The organism is Peptococcaceae bacterium 1198_IL3148 (assembly GCA_036763105.1).
In the GTDB taxonomy this organism is placed as follows: domain Bacteria; phylum Bacillota; class Desulfotomaculia; order Desulfotomaculales; family Desulfohalotomaculaceae; genus JBAIYS01.
Genome location: JBAIYS010000020.1, coordinates 1 through 23,590, shown reverse-complemented (window position 1 = coordinate 23,590; position 23,590 = coordinate 1). Strand labels below are relative to the sequence as shown.

Here is a 23,590-nt window from a genome sequence, read left to right as displayed (position 1 = left end):
CATTCGGCAACAAGCGCTTGCCTTTCTTGCTTGTTGTACACTTTTATACCTCCATTCCTAAGTCTTATGAAGGTATTTTCGCATATTTTGGGCTAGGTGACCATGCACCTGTTTATTAAGCGCTTACAAGTTATCTAATAGATAGACTAAATAAAGGGAGGATTTTTTTATGGTTAAAAAATTTAAGTATCTAACTATGGTTCTAGTGGGACTAATGTTCCTTTTGCTAGGACAACCTGTTATCGCAGCTGAGAAGGAAATTGTGACGCCACAATCATATGACTACATGGCCAATAGCACCAGTGATATTGACTCTTACGATAGCAACGTTACAGTAACCGGAATAACTCAAACAAGTAGCGCTGTAGATAAAATAGTAACCACGGTATATTTAGAGAAAGAAACTTCCTCCGGCGGTTGGACCACAGTAGACAGTTGGACCAAAACTGTTTACAATACATCTTATTGTAAAGCTAGTGGTACTAAGTCTGTTAGCTCTGGCTACTATAGAGCACGTTGCAGTCACAAAGTTTACGAAGGAAATTTAGTAGAAACAAATTACTCTCAGTCTACTAAATACAAGGTTAATTAATATTAACCCTTGTAAGATAACTGGCTAGCTCAATAATTTCATCTTCGGTTAAGCTACCCATAATGCTTATGAAAATATCTCGATCAACCCACGATAGCATAGTCATCTTATGTTTTTGATTTATAACCAGGGTTGCCTTCTGGCCTCTGATGTTAATATTTTTCATAATTGCATCGTCAGTATCGTAAGAGATACCTTGTTTTATACCGTCTATGACATTAACTTCCCTAACAATAGTGGTACGGTTATCTGCGGTGGTAAGTAGCAATTCAATTTCTTGTCGTTTACCATTCTTTTGAACTGTAACATCGTCTATTGAATACTTATCCGATAAACCAATCGGCAACAAAACATCATATCCAGAACCCATCAAAGCACGTTTTACCTCTGGTTCCAACTGGTTTAACGTGCTTTCCTTTTCTTTCTCAGTAAAGGAAACTTCGTTGGATTGCACCTTGCCAGCAAGGAACCTTTTTATATTATCAAACACCTTACTATTTACTGCAGTAACTTCATTAGGCAGAAAGGTTATGGATGTAAACAGAAGTATAAAAATAGAGCAAGCAACAGCTGCAATCTTGCGGTAAAGCTTCTTCTTTACAGGGTAATATTTATTATTAAATTTCTCCCACGCATCTTCTATGTCAATATTCTTGTCCTTTTTAGCTTTATCATGGAGAGAATGTTTTATCAACTCATCAATTGACTTATAATCGTTGTGCTTACTCAACTTTTTTACCCCCTTTCGCCCCAGTCTGTTCAATATATCCTTCTGCTACCAATCTTATTTTTATAGTATTCTTTGCTCTATGTATTAACGTTTTTATCGTGCCTTCCGGCTTATCCATTATCACTGCTATGTCCTTAACTTTCAATTCTTCATAAAACCTTAAATGGATCACCTGCTTAGAAATCATATCCAGAGTATCTATAGCAGCCATAATAGCATTTCTAGTCTCTTGCGTATCTAGTACATATTCAGGCATATTATCTTTGGAATCTGCCAGCATAGCAACATTATCAATGCCAACCACTTTTTTCTTTTTTCTTAGCAAAGATATGATGTTATTCACCGCTATGCTTTTAATCCAAGCTTCAATCTTGTCTGGATCTCTTAACTGGTCGATATTAGTTATTGCTTTAAAAATAGCATCCTGGGCCGCTTCCTCTGCAAGAAAAGTATCACCACAATAGTAGTAAGCAGCGTTATAGGCTTTTGGATAGTACAGCTCAAATATTAGTTTTCTATACTCTTCTTCTTTTCCTCGGTTAAATAGCCTTTTAAAGACTGACATGGCAACCTCCACAAAGTTTTTAATTTGGTTGAATATAGTTCAATAATATTTGACATAAAACCTTTATTTTTTAAATGATGGATAATGTAGATATTTTACGAACGGTTTTTAAAACGAAAGTGTTTTTTACTTATCTAAGGAATGAAAGGAGTTGTATCCGAGGAGCAATATTAAATAACAGGAGGTATTTATGAAAAAGTTAATTATTGTTCTCATTACTTGTATCTTTATGTTTGGCATTGGTGGTAGTGCTATGGCTGCCGAGAACGTAAATAAAGTTGACCTTATAACAAGTTCAGCTTTACTTGAACAGACTACATTAGATTACCTAGAAACTGATTCATATGGAACTCAAAACTTTGATGTAAAAGACATCAAAAAGTTTGCTAACGAAGCAGGTGTTTCTGATGAGTTTGCAAAATATTATGTAAACAGTGCTAAAGAATTATTAAAGCAGATCCAAGATCAAGGTCTTAGTGTTGATATGAATACTGGATACATCATAGGTGAAGATAAACAGTTAAATGCCACTGGTGAAGGGACATATGAAGTAGGACCACTTCACTGGAAAACATATTTTGGTTCTGCGAAAACTGAAAAAATGATAGACAACCTAAATAGACAAGCTGATATATTTACTGGTTTATCGCTTGTAGGATTTAAATATAGCACTCTCGGTGTTATTTTAGCATTATGTGCCTGGGACTCCGATTACCAAGCTGATGAAATTTATTCTAACTATAAGAGAAGTGGTTGGAATGGAGTTGTTTTTGAAGAAATTCACACTCCACTGTCCGGACCTCCAATTGAACATTGGATACCTTGGTACAATTAATTAGATATTGAGGAGAATATTATGAAGTTAGATAAAAACAAGCTATACTTCATGCGTATTACAAACATAATACTAATTTTAGTATTCGTATTTAGCATAATTATTGGCTATCAATATCCGATGTTTAGTTTTAGTAGAACACTCCACCATACCATTGGTTATTCCGCAATGGGTATAGTTGGTTTACTATGTTTAATTACCCCAAAATACTTTGCTAATATTCTACCTCGTAAGGAAACTGACCAACCATTTTATAGCCAATACAGATTACTTGGTTGTATATGGTTGCTATTAGTTATAGGTCGTATTGCACACTTCTGGTCTTAGGTTCTCGGTTATTCTCCTTTCAGATTAAATCCCGGCATCGCCGGGATTTTTTTATCATTCTCGTAAACAGGATATTGTAAATTAATTATATAATCTCCGGCATTTCAGTTATAATAAGTTGCGATTCGTTTTAATCGGCAATAAATTATTAGGAGTAGACTACTGCCTAAAATCTGCAAAAGCATTGTTAAGCAACAGATAATTTTATTTTCTTCTCCACCTAGCATTACGTCCAGGCACTATACATTCCACCAAATCCTCATTCTTTAAAGTAGCCAGAACCCGGTGGATTGTTGGTCTGCTTACATTAGGGCAGGCCTCCTCAATCTCACGCATGGTAAAATCCCCGCGAAAATGCAAAATTATATTTCTAACCATCTGCGTTTTAGTACCTCGCTGATTTTCTGTAAGATTAACTCTTTCCTCAAACTCCTTATAAGCTGACAAGAGAACACCTAGCGAATAATCGATAAACGGAATGGGATCATGCTTAGCTTCATGCCAGCCTTGCGATGACCTCTGTAGAGTTTCATAGTAGGTTTCTTTGCTTTGTTCAATTATTCGTTCCAAAGGAATAAACCGGCCCACATTGAAACCGGCCTGGTACAGTAGCAGCAGCGTTAAAAGATGTGACATACGGCCATTACCATCCGGAAATGGATGAATACATAGAAAGTCGAGAATAAAGCAGAAAGTTAACAGTAAATCATCTGCCTTTTCCCTACTCTTTAGTCCGTTATATGTGATACATAAGTCGTTCATCGCTTGTGGTACCAGGAATGCTTTCAAGGGTTCAAAGCGCACATACTTTCTGCCATCTGGCCGTGTTTCCTCAATGATGTTATCTGTTGCCTTCCACGCGCCACCTGGTTGAGGTAGATATTTATACATATCCCGGTGCAGCCGCAATATAACTTCTGGCTTAATAGGTATATGCTGCGCTGATGCGTGTACCGTGGCCAACACATCTCTATAGCCAGATATTTCCGCCTCGCTCCTACTTTGGGGCGTGGTTTTTTGTGCCATGATTTCTTTTAGTTTCTCATTAGATACTTTAATGCCCTCAATACGGTTTGAGGACTCCGTACTTTGGATAACAGCTATCTCTTGTAATGTTTTTATAGTTGCCGGTGATTGATTTTGATATAGTTCTTGCTTGCCTTTATACTCGTTTATTTTGGCGATGGCTTGTATTACGCTCATCGGTAATACCATGCTTTCTATTCTTTTAAACGAGACCATTAAATCACCCCATAATGTTATCATTCATAGTGATAATATTATCATAAATATATAAATTTGATAATATTTTACCTTAAAAAGGTAATTATAATAAATAATTTGTGTTTAATATGTTTACAATCATATATAGATGTTTACACTTTAAATAAAGAAAAATATTATATTTTTAGCTTATTATTATACAATATACCCATATATAGTATAATATAAACATAAAATAAACATGTTTACATTGGTAAACATGTTGTAAACAGGGGGTCGGATGTAAACATGGCAGATAGTACAATTAGTTTTAGGGCGACAGATGAAACCAGAACAAGGCTTGAAACCCTTGCCAAAGAGCTTGGTAGTAGTCAAAAAGAGTTACTTGAACGCCTGGTAGACACTTTTGAAACTACAATATCCCAGGAGTCAGAGGATATCATACCTGAACTAGCACCACTGCAACAGCACGTCCGGAGGATTGAGGAAATTTATATTGCTATGGTTCGGGATTATAAAGACAAGCAACAAGAATCTGGCGAAGAAATATCTAAACTGCGGGAAGAAGTGAAAGACCTAAAGGCCCAGTTGTTAGAAACAAAAGAGCTGGCTGAAACAGAGGTTAACAAGGCCCAAGAGCAGTTGAAAATTGCCATTGGTGAAGCTGCCCAAGTTAAGGAACAGGCAGAAAAAGAATTGGCTGAAATGCGAAAGAAAGTTGTAGATGCCGAGAAGGAACGTAAGCAATATGCCCAGATGGTCGAAATAGCCCAGGATAGAGCTGCCTATGCCCAAGAAAAAGCGGCCAGTTTTGAAGAAAAGGCAAATCTTGCGGATCAATATAAACATGAAAACAATAGTTTACAAGCTGAGCTTTCTGAAGCCAAAAATAGCTCACATGCTTTGCAAGCAAAGGTTGAACAATTAGAAAAACAACTGGCTGAGCAAGAACAACATTACATTGCTACGTTGAATGCTAAAGAAGAAGAAAAACTAAGAGAAATCGAATCTGTAAGGCGCGAGGAAAGAGCTGATTGCAAGGATCAAGTGCTAGACCTGAAAGATAAATCCATGGCCGAAACCGAGCGCATCAGAAAAGAATATGAAGACCGCATTCAACGCCTTTTGGATCGCTTAGAAAAAGAGCAGCTCCCTTCATCGTTAGCATTTAGTGAAGAATAAAAAATCTTTGAGCAAAAAGGTGAAAATATAGTTTTCACCTTTTTATTTTTAAGACTGTTTTCGACATTTTTCCATACATGCATATGTTAGAATTGCGCTATTGTTTATTTGCGAAAAGGTGGAGAACATGAAAGATTTTGCTCAATTACTGATAAAAATTGAAAAAATGCGTAGTGAAATGCACCAGCTAGCCAACGAAAAAGGGATTGCTCATAAAGATGTTGTGGAGGTTAGCCAACTGCTCGACAACTTGTTGAACGAATATTACAAAATAAAAAGGCAAGGAGCAGCCTCATTAAAACATGATACAAAGGTTTTATGTGCTTTCAAACCTAAAAAATTAACGTTACATCTAGTTCTGCCGATACTTACGATCTTTTTTATGAAAAAGTAGCAGCAAGAGGGTAATTATTTATTGAATTTCGATAACACCACCCTTAGCTTGTCTGCAAACTCACTCTCAGAAGCGCAGAATTGTGCCTAGAATCGTTTTGAATAGTTAGTTAGGTAGATTTATACCCCTTGTGTCAAAAACGCCTTTTAAATGACTATAATAAAAGACTACACTAGAGCATTAAAATCACTTTTTAATTCTAAATCTACATCGTATCCACGCCCACTTTTAAAAAACCGTGCGTTTACGTTTCCATCTGTATTTATTTCAACAATCCCATCTTTATCGGTTTCTACCTCATATTCTTCAGATAATTGATTAAGTAGATCTTTGAATTTCGCTACTACCTTTTTAGAATCAGTAATACAAACAAACTCTGGGGTCCGACCTTCACAGAAAAAGCCCAAACGCAATTTGTTAAAACTGACTCTCCAGTAGATAATTTCTATTTCAATATTTTTTCTATTAGATCAGTTATTGTAAGATATGGGTACTCGAGATAGCTAAATTCTCCATCTTCATCTTTAAATATTTCTGCAAATATCCCAACTTCTCCAGGTTTAAAATAAGGTTTTAAATCCTCTATCTATTTGTCAATCAATTGATCTTCAGCAGACCATATAAACCCTTCGGAAAAAGCGATTTCTCTAGCTGTTTCCAGACCTGCAAAATCAGGTGTAACTATTCTTTTTTGCTTCAAGTGTTCCTGCCCTAGAAAATATGACAAACCTCTAAAATAAGAAAACGCATCCATAGTCATAATCCCCTGCACCCCCTACTTTTCTAAAAATACCTAAAATTACAAAAATCAATAAAAGCCACCCCTTTAAACTTTGTTTAGAGGGTTTTTTTGATGGTTCCGCTACTAGGCATTATGTCACCTACCAATTTACCCTTTTCCCCCGATTATAGACGATTTTAGTTTTTTAGGGTATTTACAATAAAGTTATTTTTTTACAGTTTAGTAATTGGCCACAAAGCCAGTAGTGACAAGACTTTCTAACCAATACTGATCATGCTACCGGTTGAGATCCGGTTGCTGGAAATTTCCATTTACACTAAACTTCCGATTGCTTTCGTTTTCTGCCCTGTTTACATTGTTAAATTGCAATGTATAGTATAGGAGTTACTTCCCCTGTCATTCATTAGTTGCTCAAATTGAGCAACTGGGTGTTCTTATTTTTAAACGGGGCCAGCCCTCAAAAAGCCTATTTATTTTTGTTAGACATATTAATTGCATACTCTAGCATAGCTTCCGGATTATCGCCGATTTTAGATAATTTGTGCTTTACAAACTCTTTGGGTTCTAATAACTCAGCAGCAAAACATGATAGTGTATATCCCATCGGTGAATTAATAAGTTCTGCCAATGCTGCATGGGAAGTGCTAAAAACCTTGTCCATGAATTCTAATTTTTCTTTTCCGTTTTCATAGTCTAACTTTATTGACCACGCCATACGCAACGACCACTCGTTTAAATATTCGCCAGTGAAACCTGTGTTTTCTGCTATACCTGTTTTCATTATGCTACTATTTGATATTCCTGCACCGATAATTAATAACATGGTTGCTATTCCAACGGCAGCATCACCGTTAAAATCACCAGTTTTTTTAATGAGTTGTTTTTTAACGGAATAAGGTAAATCATCATAATTCATCTCAGCTGGTATTCTGTTTTCTCTCGTCATTCTTAAAAACATTTTTTGAATGTCTTTAATCATAATTTCTTCAACGCTATTTTTTGTGCGTTTTTGTTTTTTCCTTTTATTGTTTTTGCATGATCCCACCTTAAAAAATCCCTCCCCAAAAATCGCTTTCTAATTCCCTTTATTTTGCTGGTAAATCAAATATGTTTTTGTATCCCCACAACGGCTTGTTCAGTTGACTAGCTCATTAAAACAGAATCGTATATTTTCTCTTTGTGTTCTACTTTAGCTTTGTCTGCATACTTTTTACGACCGTTAGGATTTTTAAAAGTAATTTTGGGCGGGTAATCATTGCGTTTTTTAATAGCCTTTTGCATCCAGCGTATTACATGGTCTACCTCGTCTTGTTCGGCCAATCGTGCTAAGACATATATAACATCTTCTTTACCACTTGCTTTGCCTTTGGGTAGCTTCCAATAACAACCTGTATAATTACTATACCTTCACGGGCTTTGCTTTATATATCAGTTTAATATTATGGCTTAGCATCAGATTAAGGCAATCAAATTGGACCGTTCTAGACATTGTTATCCCAACATTTGTAGACATCGCCACCAGTTTGTTGCTGATAGTCGGTTCTGGAAATGGCACCAGTCCATTTCTTCCCTTAGCATACTTGGTAGTTCTAATTATCCCCACCAGATTACCTTTTAACCTATCTATTTACCTCATTTTTGCATACATTATCTTATTAACTGGCTATTTATCAATTTATCAGACAAATATTGACAACATCTTCGCAAGTTTGATAATGTCATTGTTTCTTTTAATCACCCGCAGACTAATTAAGGCAAAGGAAAACCTTGAGGTAGCTGCCTATACCGATGCATTAACCGGAACATTTAATCGCCGATATTTCCATAAATATATTCAGCAGTTGTCAGCCCCTAATCTAATTATGATGATGGTAGATATAAACAATCTAAAACAAATCAACGACAAATTCGGTCACCACTGTGGTGACAAAGTAATTAAGGTGGTGGCCGATACGCTCAAAAGGTATTCAGAAAACAAAGGTTTCACTATCCGCTGGGGTGGAGATGAGTTTTTAGTAATTCTTTGCAACAAAAATAAGCAGAAGTTTCAAAATTTAACCGATCAGATAAAGGCTGATATCTCACAATATTGTATTATTGCAAACAAAGCCCAAATCCCTATTACAGTTAGCATCGGCATTGCTGAACAATTAAAGGGTGAAACATTTATTGATACCGTAAATCGTGTGGATAAAAAAATGTATCAAGAAAAGAATATCATCCATCGCCGAAGTGGACCAAGATATACCAGCGGCTTATAAGAAAAACTGAAACATAATTACAAAAAATAGTCTTAAATTTATGGTTTAAGACTATTTTTGACGTTTAAAAATATATGCAATGAAAAACAGTGACACGAATGAAAGGATACCTTAATATATGCATTTTTTTATAACCTAAACTTACCAACCAAAGATCGTAATTCTTCGGCCATTTTTGCCAGTTCCTGTGAAGCAATGGCTTGTTGTTGAACAGTCAAGGTAACTTGCTCAGTGGCAGATGCCACCTGCTTTATCCCTTCACTGGAGTCAGAGGACCCTTGGGTAATTTGTTTAATGGCATCTACACTATAATCAATCTGTTGAATAATACTATTTAAAGCGATACCTGCTTGGTTAACAACCTGTACCCCTTCCTCAATTTCTAACGTTTCATGATCCATCTTACTGGTCGCTATTTCTATATCTGTTTGTATTTCTGTAATAATACTTGCAATTTCGTTAGTTGACCTTGCCGATTGTTCAGCCAGTTTACGAACTTCATCTGCCACCACAGCAAAACCGCGACCCTGCTCCCCTGCCCGCGCCGCCTCTATGGCAGCATTTAATGCTAATAAATTAGTTTGCTCGGCTATTGTTGAAATCACTGCAATTACTTGTCCAATATCATTAGAACATTTACCTAATTTTTGAATTGTTAATGCCAATTCCTTTGATGTGTTATTTATGTTACCCATTTTAGCCACCGCATCTTGTACATATTTGTTTCCTTGAGAAGCAGAGGCCTTTATTTGTTCTGATGCACTAACTGTGTTTTCAGAATTTATAGCACTTTGTTTAGCTATGGCCGCAACATTTTGCGTTGTACTGGCGATCTCTACTATTGTTGCACTGGCCTCCTCACTGGAGGCTGTCATTTCTTCACTATGGGCGGCTAGGCTCTCAGCACTATCCCTAATTCTTAACATAGCATTGTACTGGGCATTTGACATGTCATTAAATGCTGTTGCCAAATCTTGAATCTCATCATTTGTTTTAATTCCTTGCACTCGGACGGTTAAATCACCTTTAGACATAGTGATAGCATCTTCAGTAAGCACCTTTATTGGCCTAGTCAACAGTCTAGAAATAATTATACTTACCAATATCCCTACCGCAAAGGTAATTAAGAAAACAATTAATATTAAATTTTGGGACTTTTGAGATGAAGCATGTGCAATGCTCACAATACCATTAATTTGTTTTTCTCTGTCTGTTGCGTAGCTACTAACTATGGTCATTAATTCATTGGCAATACTTTGTCCCTCAGCGGTGGCTACAACAGTACCCTGTTCTTTTTTTCCTTCTTCAAAAAGTGCTATAGCTTTTAAAATCACACCATTGTAGTTACCATTTAATAATTGCAATGTTTGTATATCTTTTTTATATTCTTCACCCACGTTTTTTAAAGTCTGCTCTAAAAGTTCTGTATTTTTTTGACTATATTCTTTACATACATCTAAATAACTAGGGTCATTGTAAGCAATAAAGCCCCTAAAGGCAGCTTCCTGCATGATTAGATTATAATTAATTTTTTCAGCATTTATTAAGTCATCTGTTAAGGCGGGTACTTGCTGAAAATTGTTGTTTAAGGACTTGAATTGTATAAAAGAAATACCTGCAACAACCATTGTCAATGCTAACACGATGGCAAAACCAAAAAAAATTTTAGTACCAACTGTTATTCTAATTCCTTCAGTCTTTTGCAGTTTAAAAAGCTTTAGAAACTTTTGCAATCTTTTTTTAATCAAAACATAACCTCCTAAACTTGCATAATATTGTGATTGTGCAAACTTGCCCATTCTGCCACATTTTGATGCAATAAACATGCCAATTTTTAAGCCTATTTTTACAGTCTATATGCGCTGTTTTGTTAATTACCTGTTGCCAAATTGCAACATATGCAATCCACCTCTTAGAAAATTTTATAATTAATGTGTTATAATTACTGGAGATAAATAAAAATGTTGCAGTTCTGCATAATGTTGTGCAAATCTGCAACATTTTGTGAAAAAGCTGTTAGCGTATTGTTTTATCAAACCCCTTATATATGCTATTATATAAAAATATATTTTATAAAGAGCAAAGGAGTTATTATGGATAGAGTACCAAAGACTGAACTTCAGAATCGGTTAAACCGTTTGCGGTCCCAAATGGATTTATCATGTCCTAATTGGGAAATGGTGGTTATCTTTAGTAAAATTAATTTATACTATTTCACTGGCACAATGCAAGATGGCATGTTGTTGATTTCCCGCGACGATGAAGCGGTTTTTTGGGTACGGCGTAGCTACGAACGGGCACTGGCCGAATCACCCTTTGCCCCAATTAAACCCATGCACAGTTTTCGCGATGCGGCTGCAGCCACTAAGAATCTTCCCAGTGTGGTACATCTAGAAACCGAGACCATACCTTTAGCACTATTTCAGCGGTTCAAAAAGCATTTTCCAATCGCTGATGTGCGGTCAGTGGACAGACAATTAGCTGCGGTACGGGCAATAAAAAGCCCTTATGAACTGTCCTTATTAATACAGGCTGGAAAAATCCATCAACAAATCCTGGAAGAAACGGTACCTAAAATGTTAGTGGCCGGCATAAGTGAAGCTGAACTGGCAACACAAATTTATACCTCCCTGATGGGTGCCGGGCACCACGGGTTAACCCGGTTTAGAATGTTTGACACTGAGATGCTGCTAGGGCATGTGGGCTTTGGTACCTCCTCTATCTATCCCACCTATTTTGATGGCCCCAGTGGCAATGTTGGTTTGAGCCCGGCAGTTCCGTTATTCGGCAATCGTGATCGCAAGCTGAAGCAGGGCGATCTGGTCTATATTGATATAGGTTGTGGGGTAGATGGTTATCATACCGATAAAACCATGACCTACATGTTTGGTCAATCCCCATCAAAGGAAGTTGCCTCCACCCACAATCAGTGTGTAGCGATACAAAACCAAATTGCTGAGATGTTAAAGCCTGGCGCAATTCCGTCACATATTTACCGCACAATAATCAATAACCTTAGTGCCGAGTTTTTGGAAAACTTTATGGGCTTTGGTAAGCGGCAGGTTAAATTTTTAGGACATGGTATTGGTCTGTTAGTTGATGAATTCCCTGTCATTGCTGAGGGTTTTGATGAACCACTGCAGGAAGGAATGGTTATCGCGGTAGAACCTAAAAAGGGGATTGCGAACATCGGCATGGTAGGAATTGAAAATACTTTTATCATTACCCCCGAAGGCGGGCGCTGTATTACTGGAGATCACCCAGGGTTAATGCCAGTATTTTAAATAGGTGTATATAAAAAAACTCACTGACCATTTAATGGCCAGTGAGTTTTAGTTATTTTATTCAATTTATACTACGCCTTGGGCCTTCATTGCTTCTGCCACTTTTAAGAACCCAGCAATGTTGGCGCCCGCCACTAGGTTACCTTCTAATCCGTATTCCTTAGCTGCCTTTGCAGCATTTTCATAGATGTTCTTCATAATTTGTTGTAGTTTAGCATCAACTTCTTCAAAGGTCCATGAATATCTCATGCTATTTTGAGTCATTTCTAAAGCCGATGTGGCCACGCCACCAGCATTAGCTGCTTTGGCTGGTCCAAAAAGCACATTATTTCTTTGGAATACTTTAACTGCTTCTGGAGTGGAAGGCATATTGGCCCCTTCACATACCACCAACACCCCATTATCTACCAATTTTCTAGCACCAGCTTCATCTAGCTCATTTTGGGTAGCACAGGGGAGAGCGACATCACATTTTACTGACCAAATATCTTTGGAGGAATCTCCCACCTTTGTGCCTGGTCTTTCTTTAGCATACTCGCCAATGCGTTTTCTCTCTACTTCTTTTAATCTTTTGATAATTGTTAGGTCTATACCGTCTTCATCATATATATAGCCACTGGAATCAGACATAGCCACTACCTTAGCGCCTAGTTGCTGGGCTTTCTCCACAGCATAAATGGCAACATTGCCAGAGCCGGAAACAACCACCGACTTTCCGGATAGTGATTCTCCCTTTTGTTGGAGCATTTGATTAACAAAGTATACCAATCCGTATCCTGTGGCTTCTTTTCGGGCCAATGAACCACCATAAGTCAAACCTTTGCCTGTTAGCACACCCTCAAAGACATTGCGCAAACGTTTATATTGACCATACATATAGCCAATTTCTCTAGGGCCTACACCGATATCACCGGCAGGTACATCTGTATCCGCCCCAATATATTTGCTCAACTCGGTCATAAAGCTTTGGCAAAAACGCATAATTTCGCCGTCTGACTTACCCTTGGGGTCAAAGTCAGAACCGCCCTTACCCCCACCAATTGGCATTCCACAAAGGGAATTTTTAAAAATCTGTTCAAACCCTAAAAATTTGATAATACCCAAATTAACTGAGGGATGGAATCTAATGCCACCTTTATATGGACCAATTGCTGAGTTAAACTGTACTCTAAAACCCCTGTTAACTTGCACTTTGCCATTATCGTCTACCCAAGGCACTCTAAAGATTATTTGCCTTTCAGGCTCTACAATTCTTTCTATAATACCCAGTTCACGATATTCCGGATTTTTTTCTAAAACCGGCTCTAATGTTTCTAATACCTCTTCTACTGCTTGGTGAAATTCTGGTTCATTGGGGTTTCTCTTTTTAACCTGCTCTAGAACCTCTTGTGCATAACTCATACTTAAACAACCTCCATTTAACTGATACAAATGCAATTGATCTTATCTTACCACAAATTAACTTCTAGTCACCTAAAAAACAATAAATTTTTAAAGCATTTAAAAGATTTTATTTTAATTTTACCAGAAATCATGCGGAGGAGTTAAGTACAGCAATCCATGACGTTATTATGATCAGTTACCCCCAATAATATTAATTGCTTAATTTAATTGTTCAACAAAACTGCTTCCTTCAACTTCTTAGTACTGTAGAAAACCGAATCAGCCAAACTGATGGCGGTGATTACAGATACCCCATCTGCACCTGCTGCCATTACTTCTTTGGCATTTTTAGGCGTGATGCCACCAATGCCCACTATCGGTATTTGGATGTTATTTTTCACTAGGGATTTTATCAGGGTGGTCCCTTGAACCGCTTTGGCATCGGCTTTGGTGTTGGTGGGAAACACCGGACCTAAACCAACGTAATCTGCTCCCTGTTCGATGGCTAGGCGGGTTTGTTCTAAATTGTGTACCGATACACCCAGAATTTTATCCCCAATTTTTTTACGCACGTTGGCGGCCATTTCATCATCCTGGCCCACATGCACCCCGTCCGCATCGAGGGCCAACGCTAAATCCACATCATCGTTAACTATGAAGGGTACCCCGGCCTGTTGGCAAAGTGCTTGTGCTTTTTTGGCAAACTGGTATTTAGCTTCACCAGTTAAGGCATTGGCTCCCTTTTCCCGAAATTGAAACAGGGTAATACCGCCGGCAATGGCGTCTTTAAGAACTTGTAATGGTTGCTGGCGGCAATTGTTAGTACCCATGATGAAATACAACTTTAACAGTTCTCGCATTTTTACACTAGAGATTCTTGGCACCGTTAAACACCTAGCTTTCTTTTTTGGTAAGCCCAATGGTTCGTTGGCCCATGGCCGTGACCGATACCCATATCTTCTTCGATGGCCGCTTGAATAAACTCTTTAGCCACCTGTACCGCCTTTTTTACACCCTTGCCTTTGGCCAACTCTGCAGCAATGGCGGCAGAGAAGGTGCAACCGGTGCCATGGGTGTTGTCAGTATTAATTCTCATACCTTTATAATAGGTGAATTCCTGACCATCATAGAGCATATCTATGGCCCCATCGCTGTCAGTGCTATGTCCACCTTTAATGACCACATACTTAGCACCTAAGGCCAATAACTTTTTCGCGGCTTGTTGTTTATCGGTCATGGTGCGGATTGTCATTCCCGCCAAAACCTCTGCTTCCGGTATATTGGGGGTGATTACTGTGGCCAACGGAATTAAGTGTTGCTTTAACGCACTAACGGCCTCATCTCGCAGTAATGAAGCACCACCTTTGGCAATCATCACTGGGTCCACAACCAAGTTTTTTAGTTCAAACTGCTGGATTATTTCAGCCACTGCCTGAATAATTTCACCACTGAACAGCATACCTGTTTTTACCGCATCCGCTCCCAAATCTTCACCAATGGACTGTATTTGCTGTTTTACCGCCTCCACCGGCAAGGGATATACCCCTTGCACACCCAATGTGTTTTGGGCGGTAACAGCAGTTAGAGCTGACATACCAAATACACCCAATTCTTGGAATGTCTTTATATCCGCTTGAATGCCAGCACCACCGCCACTGTCTGATCCGGCGATGGTCAAAGCCTTGTATGTGTTACTCATTTATTAGCCTTCTTTCTACTAAAGTTTTTCTACCACTCCATATTTCATTATCTCTCCAGCAGACACCTTGGCCAACTGGTTTAAAAACTCTATTTGAAAACTACCGGGACCTGCTGGGGCTTTCATTTCAGCAGCAATTTCTGCCGCCACCCCATAGTAAACCAGTGCTGATGTGGCCGCCAATGTCAAATCTTTTTCCACTGCAGCAAAGGCTCCCACCACAGCGGACAACAAGCAACCGGTGCCAGTAACCTTAGTTAATATAGCATGGCCGTTATGGATGACATAGGTTACTTGACCATCGGTAACCACGTCGTCTTTACCGGTGATGACCACCACTGTGCCTAATTTATTAGCTGCCAATTGAGCCAGGGCCACAGTATCACCGCCAACGTCACCGCCATCTACCCCTTTAACGGCCAAGTTTTCACCAATCACGTTGGCAACTTCGCCGGCATTACCCCTTAAAATAGAGATATTGACTTCTTTAAGAATTTTTTGGGACACAGCGGTGCGATAAGGGGTTGCGCCAGCACCGACGGGGTCAAAAATTACCGGCACACCATTGGCGTTGGCAGATTGGCCAGCAATGATCATCGCTGCCACTTGTGCCTCATCCAAAGTACCAATGTTAAGCATTACCGCTCCGGCTATTTTGGCCATATCAGCCACTTCTTCCCTAGCGTAAGCCATCACCGGTGCTGCTCCCAAGGCATATAAACCATTGGCAGTATAATTTGTCACCACCACATTTGTCATGTTGTGAACCAGTGGGCATATTTCCCGCACTAGCTCTAAATTGTTAACAACCTTTTTCAAATCCATTAATTTATCATTCCCTTCGGTAAAATAAAAAAGCACCTTGCGTAAAGCAAAGTGCCCATAAAATACCTAACTACTTTCCCTACGCTGGCATTACCCAACAGGTTCAATCGGTCTGCGACGGTTTAGCCGCACTCTCAGCCTGCTTCCACAAGCTCCCAATATATTAAACTATTAAAAGTATAGTTGATTATTAGGGGGAATTCAAGGGATGTCACTAAAAATTATTGCCAAAGCCCCCACCAAAGTCGTCAAAACCGCTGCCAAAATCATCAGTATAATCATTGGCATCATAGTAATCTAAGCTATAGTCGATGCCGTGGTAATATTGGTCCACAATTAAGTCTGTACCAGGGTTAGTATAGGGGTCAAAAAGATCATGTTGATATAATTATATAACACCTACATATCGAAGGGAATTGTGACAAGCCGCAAACACTGAAGCCGGCAAGAATTTATAAACATTAAATATGTTATATAAAAAGGGAGTATTGCTAAAGCCGCTAGCAATACTCCCTCTTCTATTGGTGGGCCCACTAGGATTCGAACCTAGAACCGACCGGTTATGAGCCGGGCGCTCTAACCGTTGAGCTATGGGCCCAAATGGCTCCTCGAGTAGGACTCGAACCTACAACCTACCGGTTAACAGCCGGTTGCTCCACCATTGAGCTATCGAGGAACGGTGCTTTTCTATTATATAAAATTTCGCGCTTTTATGTCAAGTTTATCTTAAAAAATCTAACTTTTGCAAGATTTTGTCAATATTGACAGAATTATTAATAAACTCAATGGGAGGTGATAAAAATGCGTAAAGTTAATGTTGAGGCTCGATCGCAATCTTTTATTGTTTTTCTATTAAATGATTCCAATAACGTACCGGCATAAATTGCCGTTGCAACTTCGGGTTTTTACGACTAGCTATAGTAACACTATTATAGTAATCCTTCCATAATTGTTGGTAACATTCTTCGCTTGCTGCATAATTAAATTGTTTGACCGCTGTTAACTTCACCATTACCCATGGGTTGCCGTTATAAAAAGCCGCCAACCCCCTTTTTATATCATGAATTACCCAATTTTGATCGGCCAACCGCTGGACAAAATGTGGAGCAATCAGCGCCAGTATATTAAAGTCCGGTTCCATTGTGGCGTAATAAATATTGTTTTTTGTACAACGAAAGCGCAGTAATCCCAACATTCGGTGGCGCTCCCCGTCTACCTTTCGGCTGGTTTGATGGATTGTCATTACCGCCTGTTCCGAAAGATATTTGTCTATGTTTCGGCCAATTTTAAAGCCCAATCGCAGGTAACGATAAATTGCATCTTCTATTTCCGGCAACTCAGATAAATAAGCTCGGTATATACGACGCAATGCTGTAGGAGAAATTTTTTCGGCAATGGCCTTTGAAACCTTGCGGGCCATGTCTGGTTCGGTTTTAATCTCAATAGGGATAATAAACAAGCCGTCAGAAAAGCGTTGTTTGGTCACTATGGCCGCTGGTTTTTCCGGCCGATAGTAGGCCTGGTAGATGGCTGTCAACAAACCCTCAAAACTGCCGTCATAAATGTAAATGTTCAATTAACAACACCACCTAATTTTTATATCCTAAGCCATCAAACATCGTCAGCTGTTCGACTGATGGTTGGGGGCTAATAATGCGTTGACGAATGGTATGCTCTTTAAAGGGTACCTCACCATAATACTTACCCCGACAGGTGATAAAGTAACGGGCCCGCTTTAACACCACCCCTATTTTTTTTAAATCTTCGTAACTTAGGGCAGCAAAACGCCTGGCGGCAACAATGCGTTTGGCTGAAATAACTCCAATTCCCGGAACCCGCAACAACAGCTCATAATCCACCCGATTTACCTCTAAGGGAAACAAATGCAGGTTTCTTAACGCCCAATTAGACTTAGGATCCAATTGCAAATCAAAATTGGGATTGTTATTATCCAGTAATTCTTGGGCGGAAAAACCATAAAAGCGCAACAACCAGTCGGCTTGATAAAGGCGATTTTCCCTTACCAGTGGCGGTGCTTTAAGCATCGGCAGTTTAGGGTCGTTGGATACTGGCACATAGGCCGAGTAGTATACCCTTTTCAGTTGATAATTCCTATACAAGTTCTCTGACAGTTGAAGAATCTTTAAATCGTGATCAGGGGTGGCGCCAACAATCAACTGAGTACTTTGTCCCGCTGGCACAAAGGGAACTGTTTTGTTGGTTAGCTTGCGATCTTCTTTATATACAGTAATTCTTTCACTGATTCTTTCCATTGAACCAAGGATATCGGTCTGCTTTTTCTGGGGGGCCAGTAGTTTAAGGCCGCCATCGCTTGGCAATTCAATATTGGCACTCATTCTGTCTACATACTTGCCAGCTTCCGCTATCAATTTAAAATCGGCCCCAGGAATAGCCTTGAGGTGAATGTAGCCATTGAATCGATGTACCTTTCTAATTATTTTCACAGTGTTCAATAACATTTCCATAGTGTAATCACAATTTTTAATAATGGCGGAACTTAAAAAAAGCCCCTCAATATAATTGCGACGATAGAAATTTATCGTTAAGTCAGCCACCTCCTGGGGAGTAAAGGTGGCTCTGGGAATATCATTTGATGTTCTATTTACACAATAAGCACAATCATAGCAACAGCAATTAGAAAATAGGATTTTAAGTAACGAGACACAGCGCCCATCCTCGGTCCAACTGTGGCAAATACCACTGGCCGCTGCATTCCCCACACCACCGGTTGTGTTTTTGCGTTTACTGCCACTGGATGAACAAGAAACATCGTATTTAGCAGCGTCGGATAGTATTTTTAACTTTTCAGCTAAGTCCATCTCTTCACCCACTCAAAACAGAAAGTATGTTCGCTTACATTATAGCATAGGTTATAGAAATTACCATTTAATATTAATATTTTATTAATTGTTAAATATTAGTTGTAAAGACAACCCGTCATAATGTATACTAAATTTGTAAACATTTGTCCTTAAAAGGGGGTTAGCTTATGGAGTTTTTGGATGTGGTTTTATTATCCCGTATCCAGTTTGCCATGACGGTGGGCTTTCATTTTCTTTTTCCGCCTTTAACCATTGGTATGGCCTGGATAATCGTCATTATGCAGACATTATATTTAAGAACTAATCATGATCTTTATCAAAAGATGTCGTATTTTTGGATTAAATTATTTGCCATTAGTTTTGTGGTGGGTGTAGCTTCTGGTATTGTAATGGAATTTCAGTTTGGCACCAACTGGTCTGAGTATTCCCGTTTTGTGGGAGATATATTTGGTGCTCCTTTGGCTGCCGAAGGTATTCTTGCTTTCTTTTTGGAATCAGCCTTTATTGGTGTTTTAATTTGGGGGAAAGAGCGGGTTTCTAAAAAGTTCTATTGGTTTTCATCATTAATGGTGGCTTTAGGTTCAACATTATCTGCCTTTTGGATCATTGTGGCCAATTCTTGGATGCAAACCCCGGCAGGCTTTCATATTAACAACGGCCGGGCAGAATTAACGGATTTTTGGGCAGCGGTATTTAATCCATCCACCGTGCCCCGTTATTTGCACACCGTTGATGCTGCCCTAATCACCGGTGCTTTCTTTATCATGGGCATTTCTGCCTATTATTTGTTCAAAAAAAGACACCTAGACCTAGCCAAAAAGAGTTTAAAAATAGCTTTGATTGTGGCTTTAGTGGCTTCTCTAATGCAAGGGGTGCTGGGACACTCCCATGCAGTGCAGGTTGCCCATACTCAACCGGAAAAACTGGCGGCCTTTGAAGGTATTTTTGAAACCGAAACCGAGGCGCCTCTACTGATCTTTGGGATCCCCGACGGCGAAGAAAGAACTGTTCACTTTGCCGTTGGCATTCCTAAACTACTCAGTTGGATCGCCTTTGGTGACACCAGTGCTGAAGTTAAAGGCTTAAATGACTATCCCAAAGAAGAATGGCCGCCCTTGGGGATCACTTTTATAAGCTTTCACTTAATGGTGGGCCTCGGGGTGCTATTTATCGGCACAACCCTGTTGGGTGCCTACCTTTTGCGGCGAGGCACTATCTACCAAAACCCACTGTACTTAAAATTATTAATGTTTTGCATACCACTGCCCTTTATCGCTAACGAATTGGGCTGGATAGCAGCAGAGGTGGGACGGCAACCTTGGATTGTGTATCGGCTAATGAAAACTGTTGAAGGCGCTTCCTTTACCGTACCAGCAGCACAGGTTTTGCTATCAATAATTGTTTTTATCGCTATTTACGCAGTGCTGTTCTCCGTTTGGATTTTCTTGTTGAAGAGAAAAATTGCAGAAGGTCCCACCGAATCGGTACCATCCACTAAGGGGGTGCGTATGTAATGACACTGGCTACATTGCAGACAATATGGTTTCTTTTAGTGACTGTTTTAATTACTGGCTATGCTCTGTTGGACGGATTTGATTTGGGCATTGGTAATTTACATTTGTTTACCAAAGATGACCACGAGCGCAGTGCTATGTTCTATACCATCGGGCCCTTTTGGGATAGTAACCAGGTGTGGTTATTAACCGGTGGTGGAGCAATTTTTGCTGCTTTCCCCATGGTTTATGCCACTGTCTTTAGCGGTTTTTACTTAGCTTTGATGTTACTGCTCTTTGCCTTAATCTTCAGAGCGGTCTCCATCGAGTTTCAGCACCTGCTGGATACTCCTCGGTGGAAAAAAGTTTGGGACATCGGCTTTAGTTTGGGTAGCATTTTACCATCGGTACTGTTTGGGGTGGCGGTGGGCAACATTTTGCGGGGAATTCCTTTAGATGCCCAACATAACTTTGCTGGCACCTTCTTTGGCTTATTAAACCCCTATGCCATTGTTATCGGATTAGTAAGTCTAGCGATGTTTACCATGCACGGAGCTGCTTTTCTCATCGCTAAAACCGACAGCCCCTTAAGTCAAAAGGCCCGTGGGTGGGGACGCAACGCCTGGTTAGCTTATATAATATTATTTACCATTGGTACCATCTGGAGTTATATCAGCACCCCTAGGTTATTTGAAAATTTTTTCCATCAGCCGTTGCTGTTCATTCTGCCTGTAATGGCGTTGGCTGGCATGCTCTATTACCCAGTGGCACTTAAAAAAGACGCCCGCTGGCAACCATTTTTGGCCTCAGCCCTAAACATCACCGGCGTAATGGCAATAGCTGCGGTCAGTTTGTTTCCTTACTTGGTACCGGCTAACAACAACTTAGCTAACAGTTTAACTATCTATAACGCATCGTCCTCTCAACTGACCTTAAATGTAATGCTCATTTTGGCATTAATCGGCATGCCACTGGTTATTGCCTACACTGGTTATATATATAGAAAGTTCGGTGGCACCACTGTAACCAAGCCAGCCAGCGGTTCAAAGTTTAATCTACCAGGATAGTTTATAGATTTGGTTATTTAGCAATAAGGGGCTGTTGCAAAATTTTGCAACAGCCTCCTTTCTGCCTATGATGCCATCTCTGCTTTATCAAAGTAGGTAAACCCAAGGGACGACTTGTGTACATTTTTTATTCGGTCCTTAATCATGATGTTTTCAGTGTAATGGAACACCGGAATGATTATGGCCTCATTAAGAATCATTTTTTCTCCCTGATGTAATAATTTCATCCGCTCTGTTGCAGATGTAGACATTCTGGATTTAGCGATTAGTTCATCAAACTCTTTGTTGCTCCATTGGGTACTATTATTATCATTACCGGTGATAAATAGTTGCAAAAAGGTCGCTGGGTCAGCATAATCACCCAGCCAACCATGCCGGGCAATTTGAAAATCGCCCTTTTGTCTATTTGCTATAAACTCTTTTTTCCCCAGGCCCACCAGCTTGATGTTATTGATACCTAAATTTTGCTGCCACATTTCCAGCGCCGCTTCAGCTATTTGTTGGTGACCTTCTTCAGTGTTGTAAGTCAAAGTAACTGCCGGAAATTCCTTACCATCGGGATAACCTGCCTCTGCCAATAGTTTTTTAGCTTTCTCTGGTTCAGCTTTAGTGGCAAAGAATTGGTCACCCACTTCCCGAAACTCTTTACCGCTTTCGGCATCGGGGACCCCTGGTGGTACCAATGCGCCGGCGGCAATTCCAGATTTTCTCACCTGGTCAGTGATAACTTCTTTATCTAAGGCCACGTTAAAAGCTTTTCTTACTCTGACATCATCAAAGGGTGCCTGGGTAACGTTAAAGGCATAGTAATAAGTGCCTAATTGTGGAATAATCTGTAGTTCTTTGGATTCTTTTTTTAGCTGATCCAATTGCTCCAACGGCACCTGTTCAATAATATCAATATCATCATTTTGGTACGATGCCAACATACTGTTGGCATCAGGGATAAAGGTTTCATAAATACCGTCAATTTTAATGGCATCGGCATTCCAATAATATTTATTCTTAACAAAACGCATATGTTCGTTGCTCTGCCATTCCACCAACTTAAAGGGGCCATTGCCGATATAGGTATCTGGGTTTTTCGTCCATTGCTCTCCATGCTGTTCAATGATATCCGCCCTCACTGGAAAAAGAGTAGGAAAGGCGGTTATATTTAAAAAATATGGTGTGGGAGCAACCAACTCTACTTTTAACGTGTGATCATCTACCACCTTAATACCTAAATCCTCTGCGGTGGCTTTACCTTGATGATAGTTGTTAGCATTCTTGATATGGAATAGCTGATAGGCATATTTGGCCTTGCTTCCAGGCTCCAGCACCCTTTTCCAAGCATAGGCAAAATCCTTAGCAGTTACTGGCTGGCCGTCGGACCATTGGGCATCTTCTCTTAAATGAAAGGTATAGGTTGTTCCATCCTCAGATAACTCCCAACTCTTGGCCACCCCGGGCACAGGGCGATCGTGTTCATCCAAGCTGGTTAATCCTTCAAAATTGGCAATAATTAATGTACCGCCGTTTACCGTTGTATTCAAAGCCGGATCTATTGATTCTGGTTGTGGCCCATAATTGTGGCGAATAACTTTTTCCTCCGGTGCAGTGGGAGCAGCATTATCTCCATCATCGCCTCCACAACCAACTATTAAGACCATTGTTAATATGCCAAACACTAAAAAAAGCCAAAGCTTTTTGTTCATTTTTCAGTCCCCTTATTGATGTATCTGTCTATATTATTTATTCTCGATTCAGCCAATAACCATTCCCATTTTGAGAAATAAAAAAGGCTGGTTTCGTCTAAGCAACCTTTTCGTTCTCAGCCGGTGTCTTTTGCTGCGCCACTATATATCGTTCGCCACCTGCAGCAGGTGCCGGGTCTTTAAATTAACCTTTTATCTAAAAAGTAAAGGTAAAAGACACCTGGGGTTCGTTTGGTTGCTTCAATGAATGTTTTATATTCAGTACATAAAGGGGCTGTTGCAAACTCTTGCAACAGCCCCTTAAAAATTAATTCTGGCGACGACCTACTCTCCCAGGGATAAACCCAAGTACCATCGGCCCTGCAGAGCTTAACTTCCGTGTTCGGTATGGGAACGGGTGTACCCTCTGCGGCAAAGCCACCAGAAAAACTTATTTTCAATTTACAT

The 23,590-nt window shown here is 39.6% G+C and carries 23 protein-coding genes, 2 tRNA genes, 1 rRNA gene and 1 riboswitch; of the genes, 8 read left to right on the top strand and 18 right to left on the bottom strand.

The features are described 5' to 3' along the window. Positions 1 to 196 precede the first annotated feature (196 nt). A complete protein-coding gene (locus tag V6C27_14255) occupies positions 197 to 592 on the top strand; it encodes a DUF6147 family protein (GenBank protein ID MEG6617563.1) in 396 nt (131 codons plus the stop codon). Here V6C27_14255 and V6C27_14250 read toward each other — a convergent pair. Together V6C27_14250 and V6C27_14245 are read right to left on the bottom strand one after the other, a co-directional pair. Continuing rightward, entirely contained in the window at positions 585 to 1,322 is a 738-nt protein-coding gene (locus tag V6C27_14250; protein MEG6617562.1) for a DUF4367 domain-containing protein, read from the bottom strand. The two genes, V6C27_14255 and V6C27_14250, sit on opposite strands and share 8 nt — an antisense overlap. After that, the gene (locus tag V6C27_14245; GenBank protein MEG6617561.1) at positions 1,315 to 1,887 is read right to left on the bottom strand and encodes an RNA polymerase sigma factor; all 573 of its coding nucleotides are present in this window, start codon (positions 1,885 to 1,887) and stop codon (positions 1,315 to 1,317) included. Before V6C27_14245 ends, V6C27_14250 begins: the two co-directional genes overlap by 8 nt. Positions 1,888 to 2,077: 190 nt before the next feature. Between V6C27_14245 and V6C27_14240 the strand changes: the two genes are divergently transcribed. After that, positions 2,078 to 2,722, top strand: a complete 645-nt coding sequence (locus V6C27_14240) for a hypothetical protein (GenBank protein ID MEG6617560.1) — start codon at positions 2,078 to 2,080, stop codon at positions 2,720 to 2,722. A gap of 531 nt (positions 2,723 to 3,253) precedes the next feature. On the opposite strand, the gene V6C27_14235 is transcribed toward V6C27_14240, so the two are convergent. Then, positions 3,254 to 4,252 carry a Fic family protein gene (locus V6C27_14235; protein ID MEG6617559.1) on the bottom strand — a complete coding sequence of 333 codons (999 nt, stop codon included), beginning with the start codon at positions 4,250 to 4,252 and terminating at the stop codon, positions 3,254 to 3,256. Positions 4,253 to 4,561: 309 nt separating this feature from the next. Between V6C27_14235 and V6C27_14230 the strand changes: the two genes are divergently transcribed. Together V6C27_14230 and V6C27_14225 are read left to right on the top strand one after the other, a co-directional pair. Then, complete coding sequence (locus V6C27_14230) at positions 4,562 to 5,455, top strand: hypothetical protein (GenBank protein ID MEG6617558.1); 894 nt, start codon at positions 4,562 to 4,564, stop codon at positions 5,453 to 5,455. A gap of 127 nt (positions 5,456 to 5,582) precedes the next feature. Further along, on the top strand, positions 5,583 to 5,849 hold the full coding sequence (locus V6C27_14225) for an aspartyl-phosphate phosphatase Spo0E family protein (GenBank protein ID MEG6617557.1): 267 nt from the start codon (positions 5,583 to 5,585) through the stop codon (positions 5,847 to 5,849). A gap of 167 nt (positions 5,850 to 6,016) precedes the next feature. Here the strand turns inward: V6C27_14225 and V6C27_14220 are convergent, their stop codons facing one another. The 4 genes from V6C27_14220 to V6C27_14205 form a co-directional block, all read right to left on the bottom strand. Next, positions 6,017 to 6,262 (bottom strand): hypothetical protein, encoded by a 246-nt coding sequence (locus tag V6C27_14220; protein MEG6617556.1) that lies wholly within the window; start codon positions 6,260 to 6,262, stop codon positions 6,017 to 6,019. Between the two features lie 173 nt (positions 6,263 to 6,435). After that, the gene (locus V6C27_14215) at positions 6,436 to 6,609 is read right to left on the bottom strand and encodes a hypothetical protein (GenBank protein MEG6617555.1); all 174 of its coding nucleotides are present in this window, start codon (positions 6,607 to 6,609) and stop codon (positions 6,436 to 6,438) included. Positions 6,610 to 7,057: 448 nt separating this feature from the next. Continuing rightward, positions 7,058 to 7,636, bottom strand: coding sequence for a hypothetical protein (locus V6C27_14210; GenBank protein ID MEG6617554.1), 579 nt, complete (start codon positions 7,634 to 7,636; stop codon positions 7,058 to 7,060). A 98-nt stretch (positions 7,637 to 7,734) separates the two neighbouring features. Beyond that, positions 7,735 to 7,911 carry a hypothetical protein gene (locus V6C27_14205; GenBank protein ID MEG6617553.1) on the bottom strand — a complete coding sequence of 59 codons (177 nt, stop codon included), beginning with the start codon at positions 7,909 to 7,911 and terminating at the stop codon, positions 7,735 to 7,737. 401 nt (positions 7,912 to 8,312) lie between these two features. Here V6C27_14205 and V6C27_14200 point away from each other — a divergent pair, with 401 nt between their 5' ends. Continuing rightward, positions 8,313 to 8,852 carry a GGDEF domain-containing protein gene (locus V6C27_14200; GenBank protein MEG6617552.1) on the top strand — a complete coding sequence of 180 codons (540 nt, stop codon included), beginning with the start codon at positions 8,313 to 8,315 and terminating at the stop codon, positions 8,850 to 8,852. Between the two features lie 128 nt (positions 8,853 to 8,980). Here V6C27_14200 and V6C27_14195 read toward each other — a convergent pair whose 3' ends face one another. Next, positions 8,981 to 10,600, bottom strand: coding sequence for a methyl-accepting chemotaxis protein (locus V6C27_14195; GenBank protein MEG6617551.1), 1,620 nt, complete (start codon positions 10,598 to 10,600; stop codon positions 8,981 to 8,983). 342 nt (positions 10,601 to 10,942) lie between these two features. On the opposite strand from V6C27_14195, the gene V6C27_14190 reads away from it, so the two are divergent. Continuing rightward, positions 10,943 to 12,136 carry a Xaa-Pro peptidase family protein gene (locus V6C27_14190; GenBank protein MEG6617550.1) on the top strand — a complete coding sequence of 398 codons (1,194 nt, stop codon included), beginning with the start codon at positions 10,943 to 10,945 and terminating at the stop codon, positions 12,134 to 12,136. A 66-nt stretch (positions 12,137 to 12,202) separates the two neighbouring features. Here V6C27_14190 and gdhA read toward each other — a convergent pair whose 3' ends face one another. The 8 genes from gdhA to V6C27_14150 all read right to left on the bottom strand — a co-directional run bounded on the left by gdhA (position 12,203) and on the right by V6C27_14150 (position 18,883). Further along, entirely contained in the window at positions 12,203 to 13,537 is a 1,335-nt protein-coding gene (gene gdhA, locus V6C27_14185; protein ID MEG6617549.1) for an NADP-specific glutamate dehydrogenase, read from the bottom strand. Positions 13,538 to 13,743: 206 nt separating this feature from the next. Then, the gene (thiE, locus tag V6C27_14180) at positions 13,744 to 14,379 is read right to left on the bottom strand and encodes a thiamine phosphate synthase (protein ID MEG6617548.1); all 636 of its coding nucleotides are present in this window, start codon (positions 14,377 to 14,379) and stop codon (positions 13,744 to 13,746) included. A gap of 26 nt (positions 14,380 to 14,405) precedes the next feature. Beyond that, entirely contained in the window at positions 14,406 to 15,218 is an 813-nt protein-coding gene (thiD, locus tag V6C27_14175; GenBank protein MEG6617547.1) for a bifunctional hydroxymethylpyrimidine kinase/phosphomethylpyrimidine kinase, read from the bottom strand. Positions 15,219 to 15,236: 18 nt separating this feature from the next. Next, on the bottom strand, positions 15,237 to 16,037 hold the full coding sequence (gene thiM, locus V6C27_14170; GenBank protein ID MEG6617546.1) for a hydroxyethylthiazole kinase: 801 nt from the start codon (positions 16,035 to 16,037) through the stop codon (positions 15,237 to 15,239). A 64-nt stretch (positions 16,038 to 16,101) separates the two neighbouring features. After that, positions 16,102 to 16,212, bottom strand: a riboswitch (TPP riboswitch). A gap of 353 nt (positions 16,213 to 16,565) precedes the next feature. Continuing rightward, a tRNA-Ile gene (locus tag V6C27_14165) sits at positions 16,566 to 16,641 on the bottom strand. Between the two features lie 3 nt (positions 16,642 to 16,644). Further along, positions 16,645 to 16,719 (bottom strand) — tRNA-Asn (locus V6C27_14160). 162 nt (positions 16,720 to 16,881) lie between these two features. Next, positions 16,882 to 17,619, bottom strand: a complete 738-nt coding sequence (locus tag V6C27_14155; GenBank protein ID MEG6617545.1) for a TIGR03915 family putative DNA repair protein — start codon at positions 17,617 to 17,619, stop codon at positions 16,882 to 16,884. Between the two features lie 13 nt (positions 17,620 to 17,632). Further along, entirely contained in the window at positions 17,633 to 18,883 is a 1,251-nt protein-coding gene (locus V6C27_14150; protein MEG6617544.1) for a putative DNA modification/repair radical SAM protein, read from the bottom strand. A 170-nt stretch (positions 18,884 to 19,053) separates the two neighbouring features. Between V6C27_14150 and V6C27_14145 the strand changes: the two genes are divergently transcribed. Both V6C27_14145 and cydB read left to right on the top strand, forming a co-directional pair. Next, on the top strand, positions 19,054 to 20,400 hold the full coding sequence (locus tag V6C27_14145; protein MEG6617543.1) for a cytochrome ubiquinol oxidase subunit I: 1,347 nt from the start codon (positions 19,054 to 19,056) through the stop codon (positions 20,398 to 20,400). Next, positions 20,400 to 21,446 carry a cytochrome d ubiquinol oxidase subunit II gene (cydB, locus tag V6C27_14140; protein MEG6617542.1) on the top strand — a complete coding sequence of 349 codons (1,047 nt, stop codon included), beginning with the start codon at positions 20,400 to 20,402 and terminating at the stop codon, positions 21,444 to 21,446. Before V6C27_14145 ends, cydB begins: the two co-directional genes overlap by 1 nt. Positions 21,447 to 21,511: 65 nt before the next feature. On the opposite strand, the gene V6C27_14135 is transcribed toward cydB, so the two are convergent. Together V6C27_14135 and rrf are read right to left on the bottom strand one after the other, a co-directional pair. Next, complete coding sequence (locus V6C27_14135) at positions 21,512 to 23,143, bottom strand: peptide ABC transporter substrate-binding protein (protein ID MEG6617541.1); 1,632 nt, start codon at positions 23,141 to 23,143, stop codon at positions 21,512 to 21,514. Positions 23,144 to 23,454: 311 nt separating this feature from the next. Then, positions 23,455 to 23,568: ribosomal RNA gene (gene rrf / locus V6C27_14130) — 5S ribosomal RNA — on the bottom strand. Between the last annotated feature and the right edge of the window lie 22 nt (positions 23,569 to 23,590).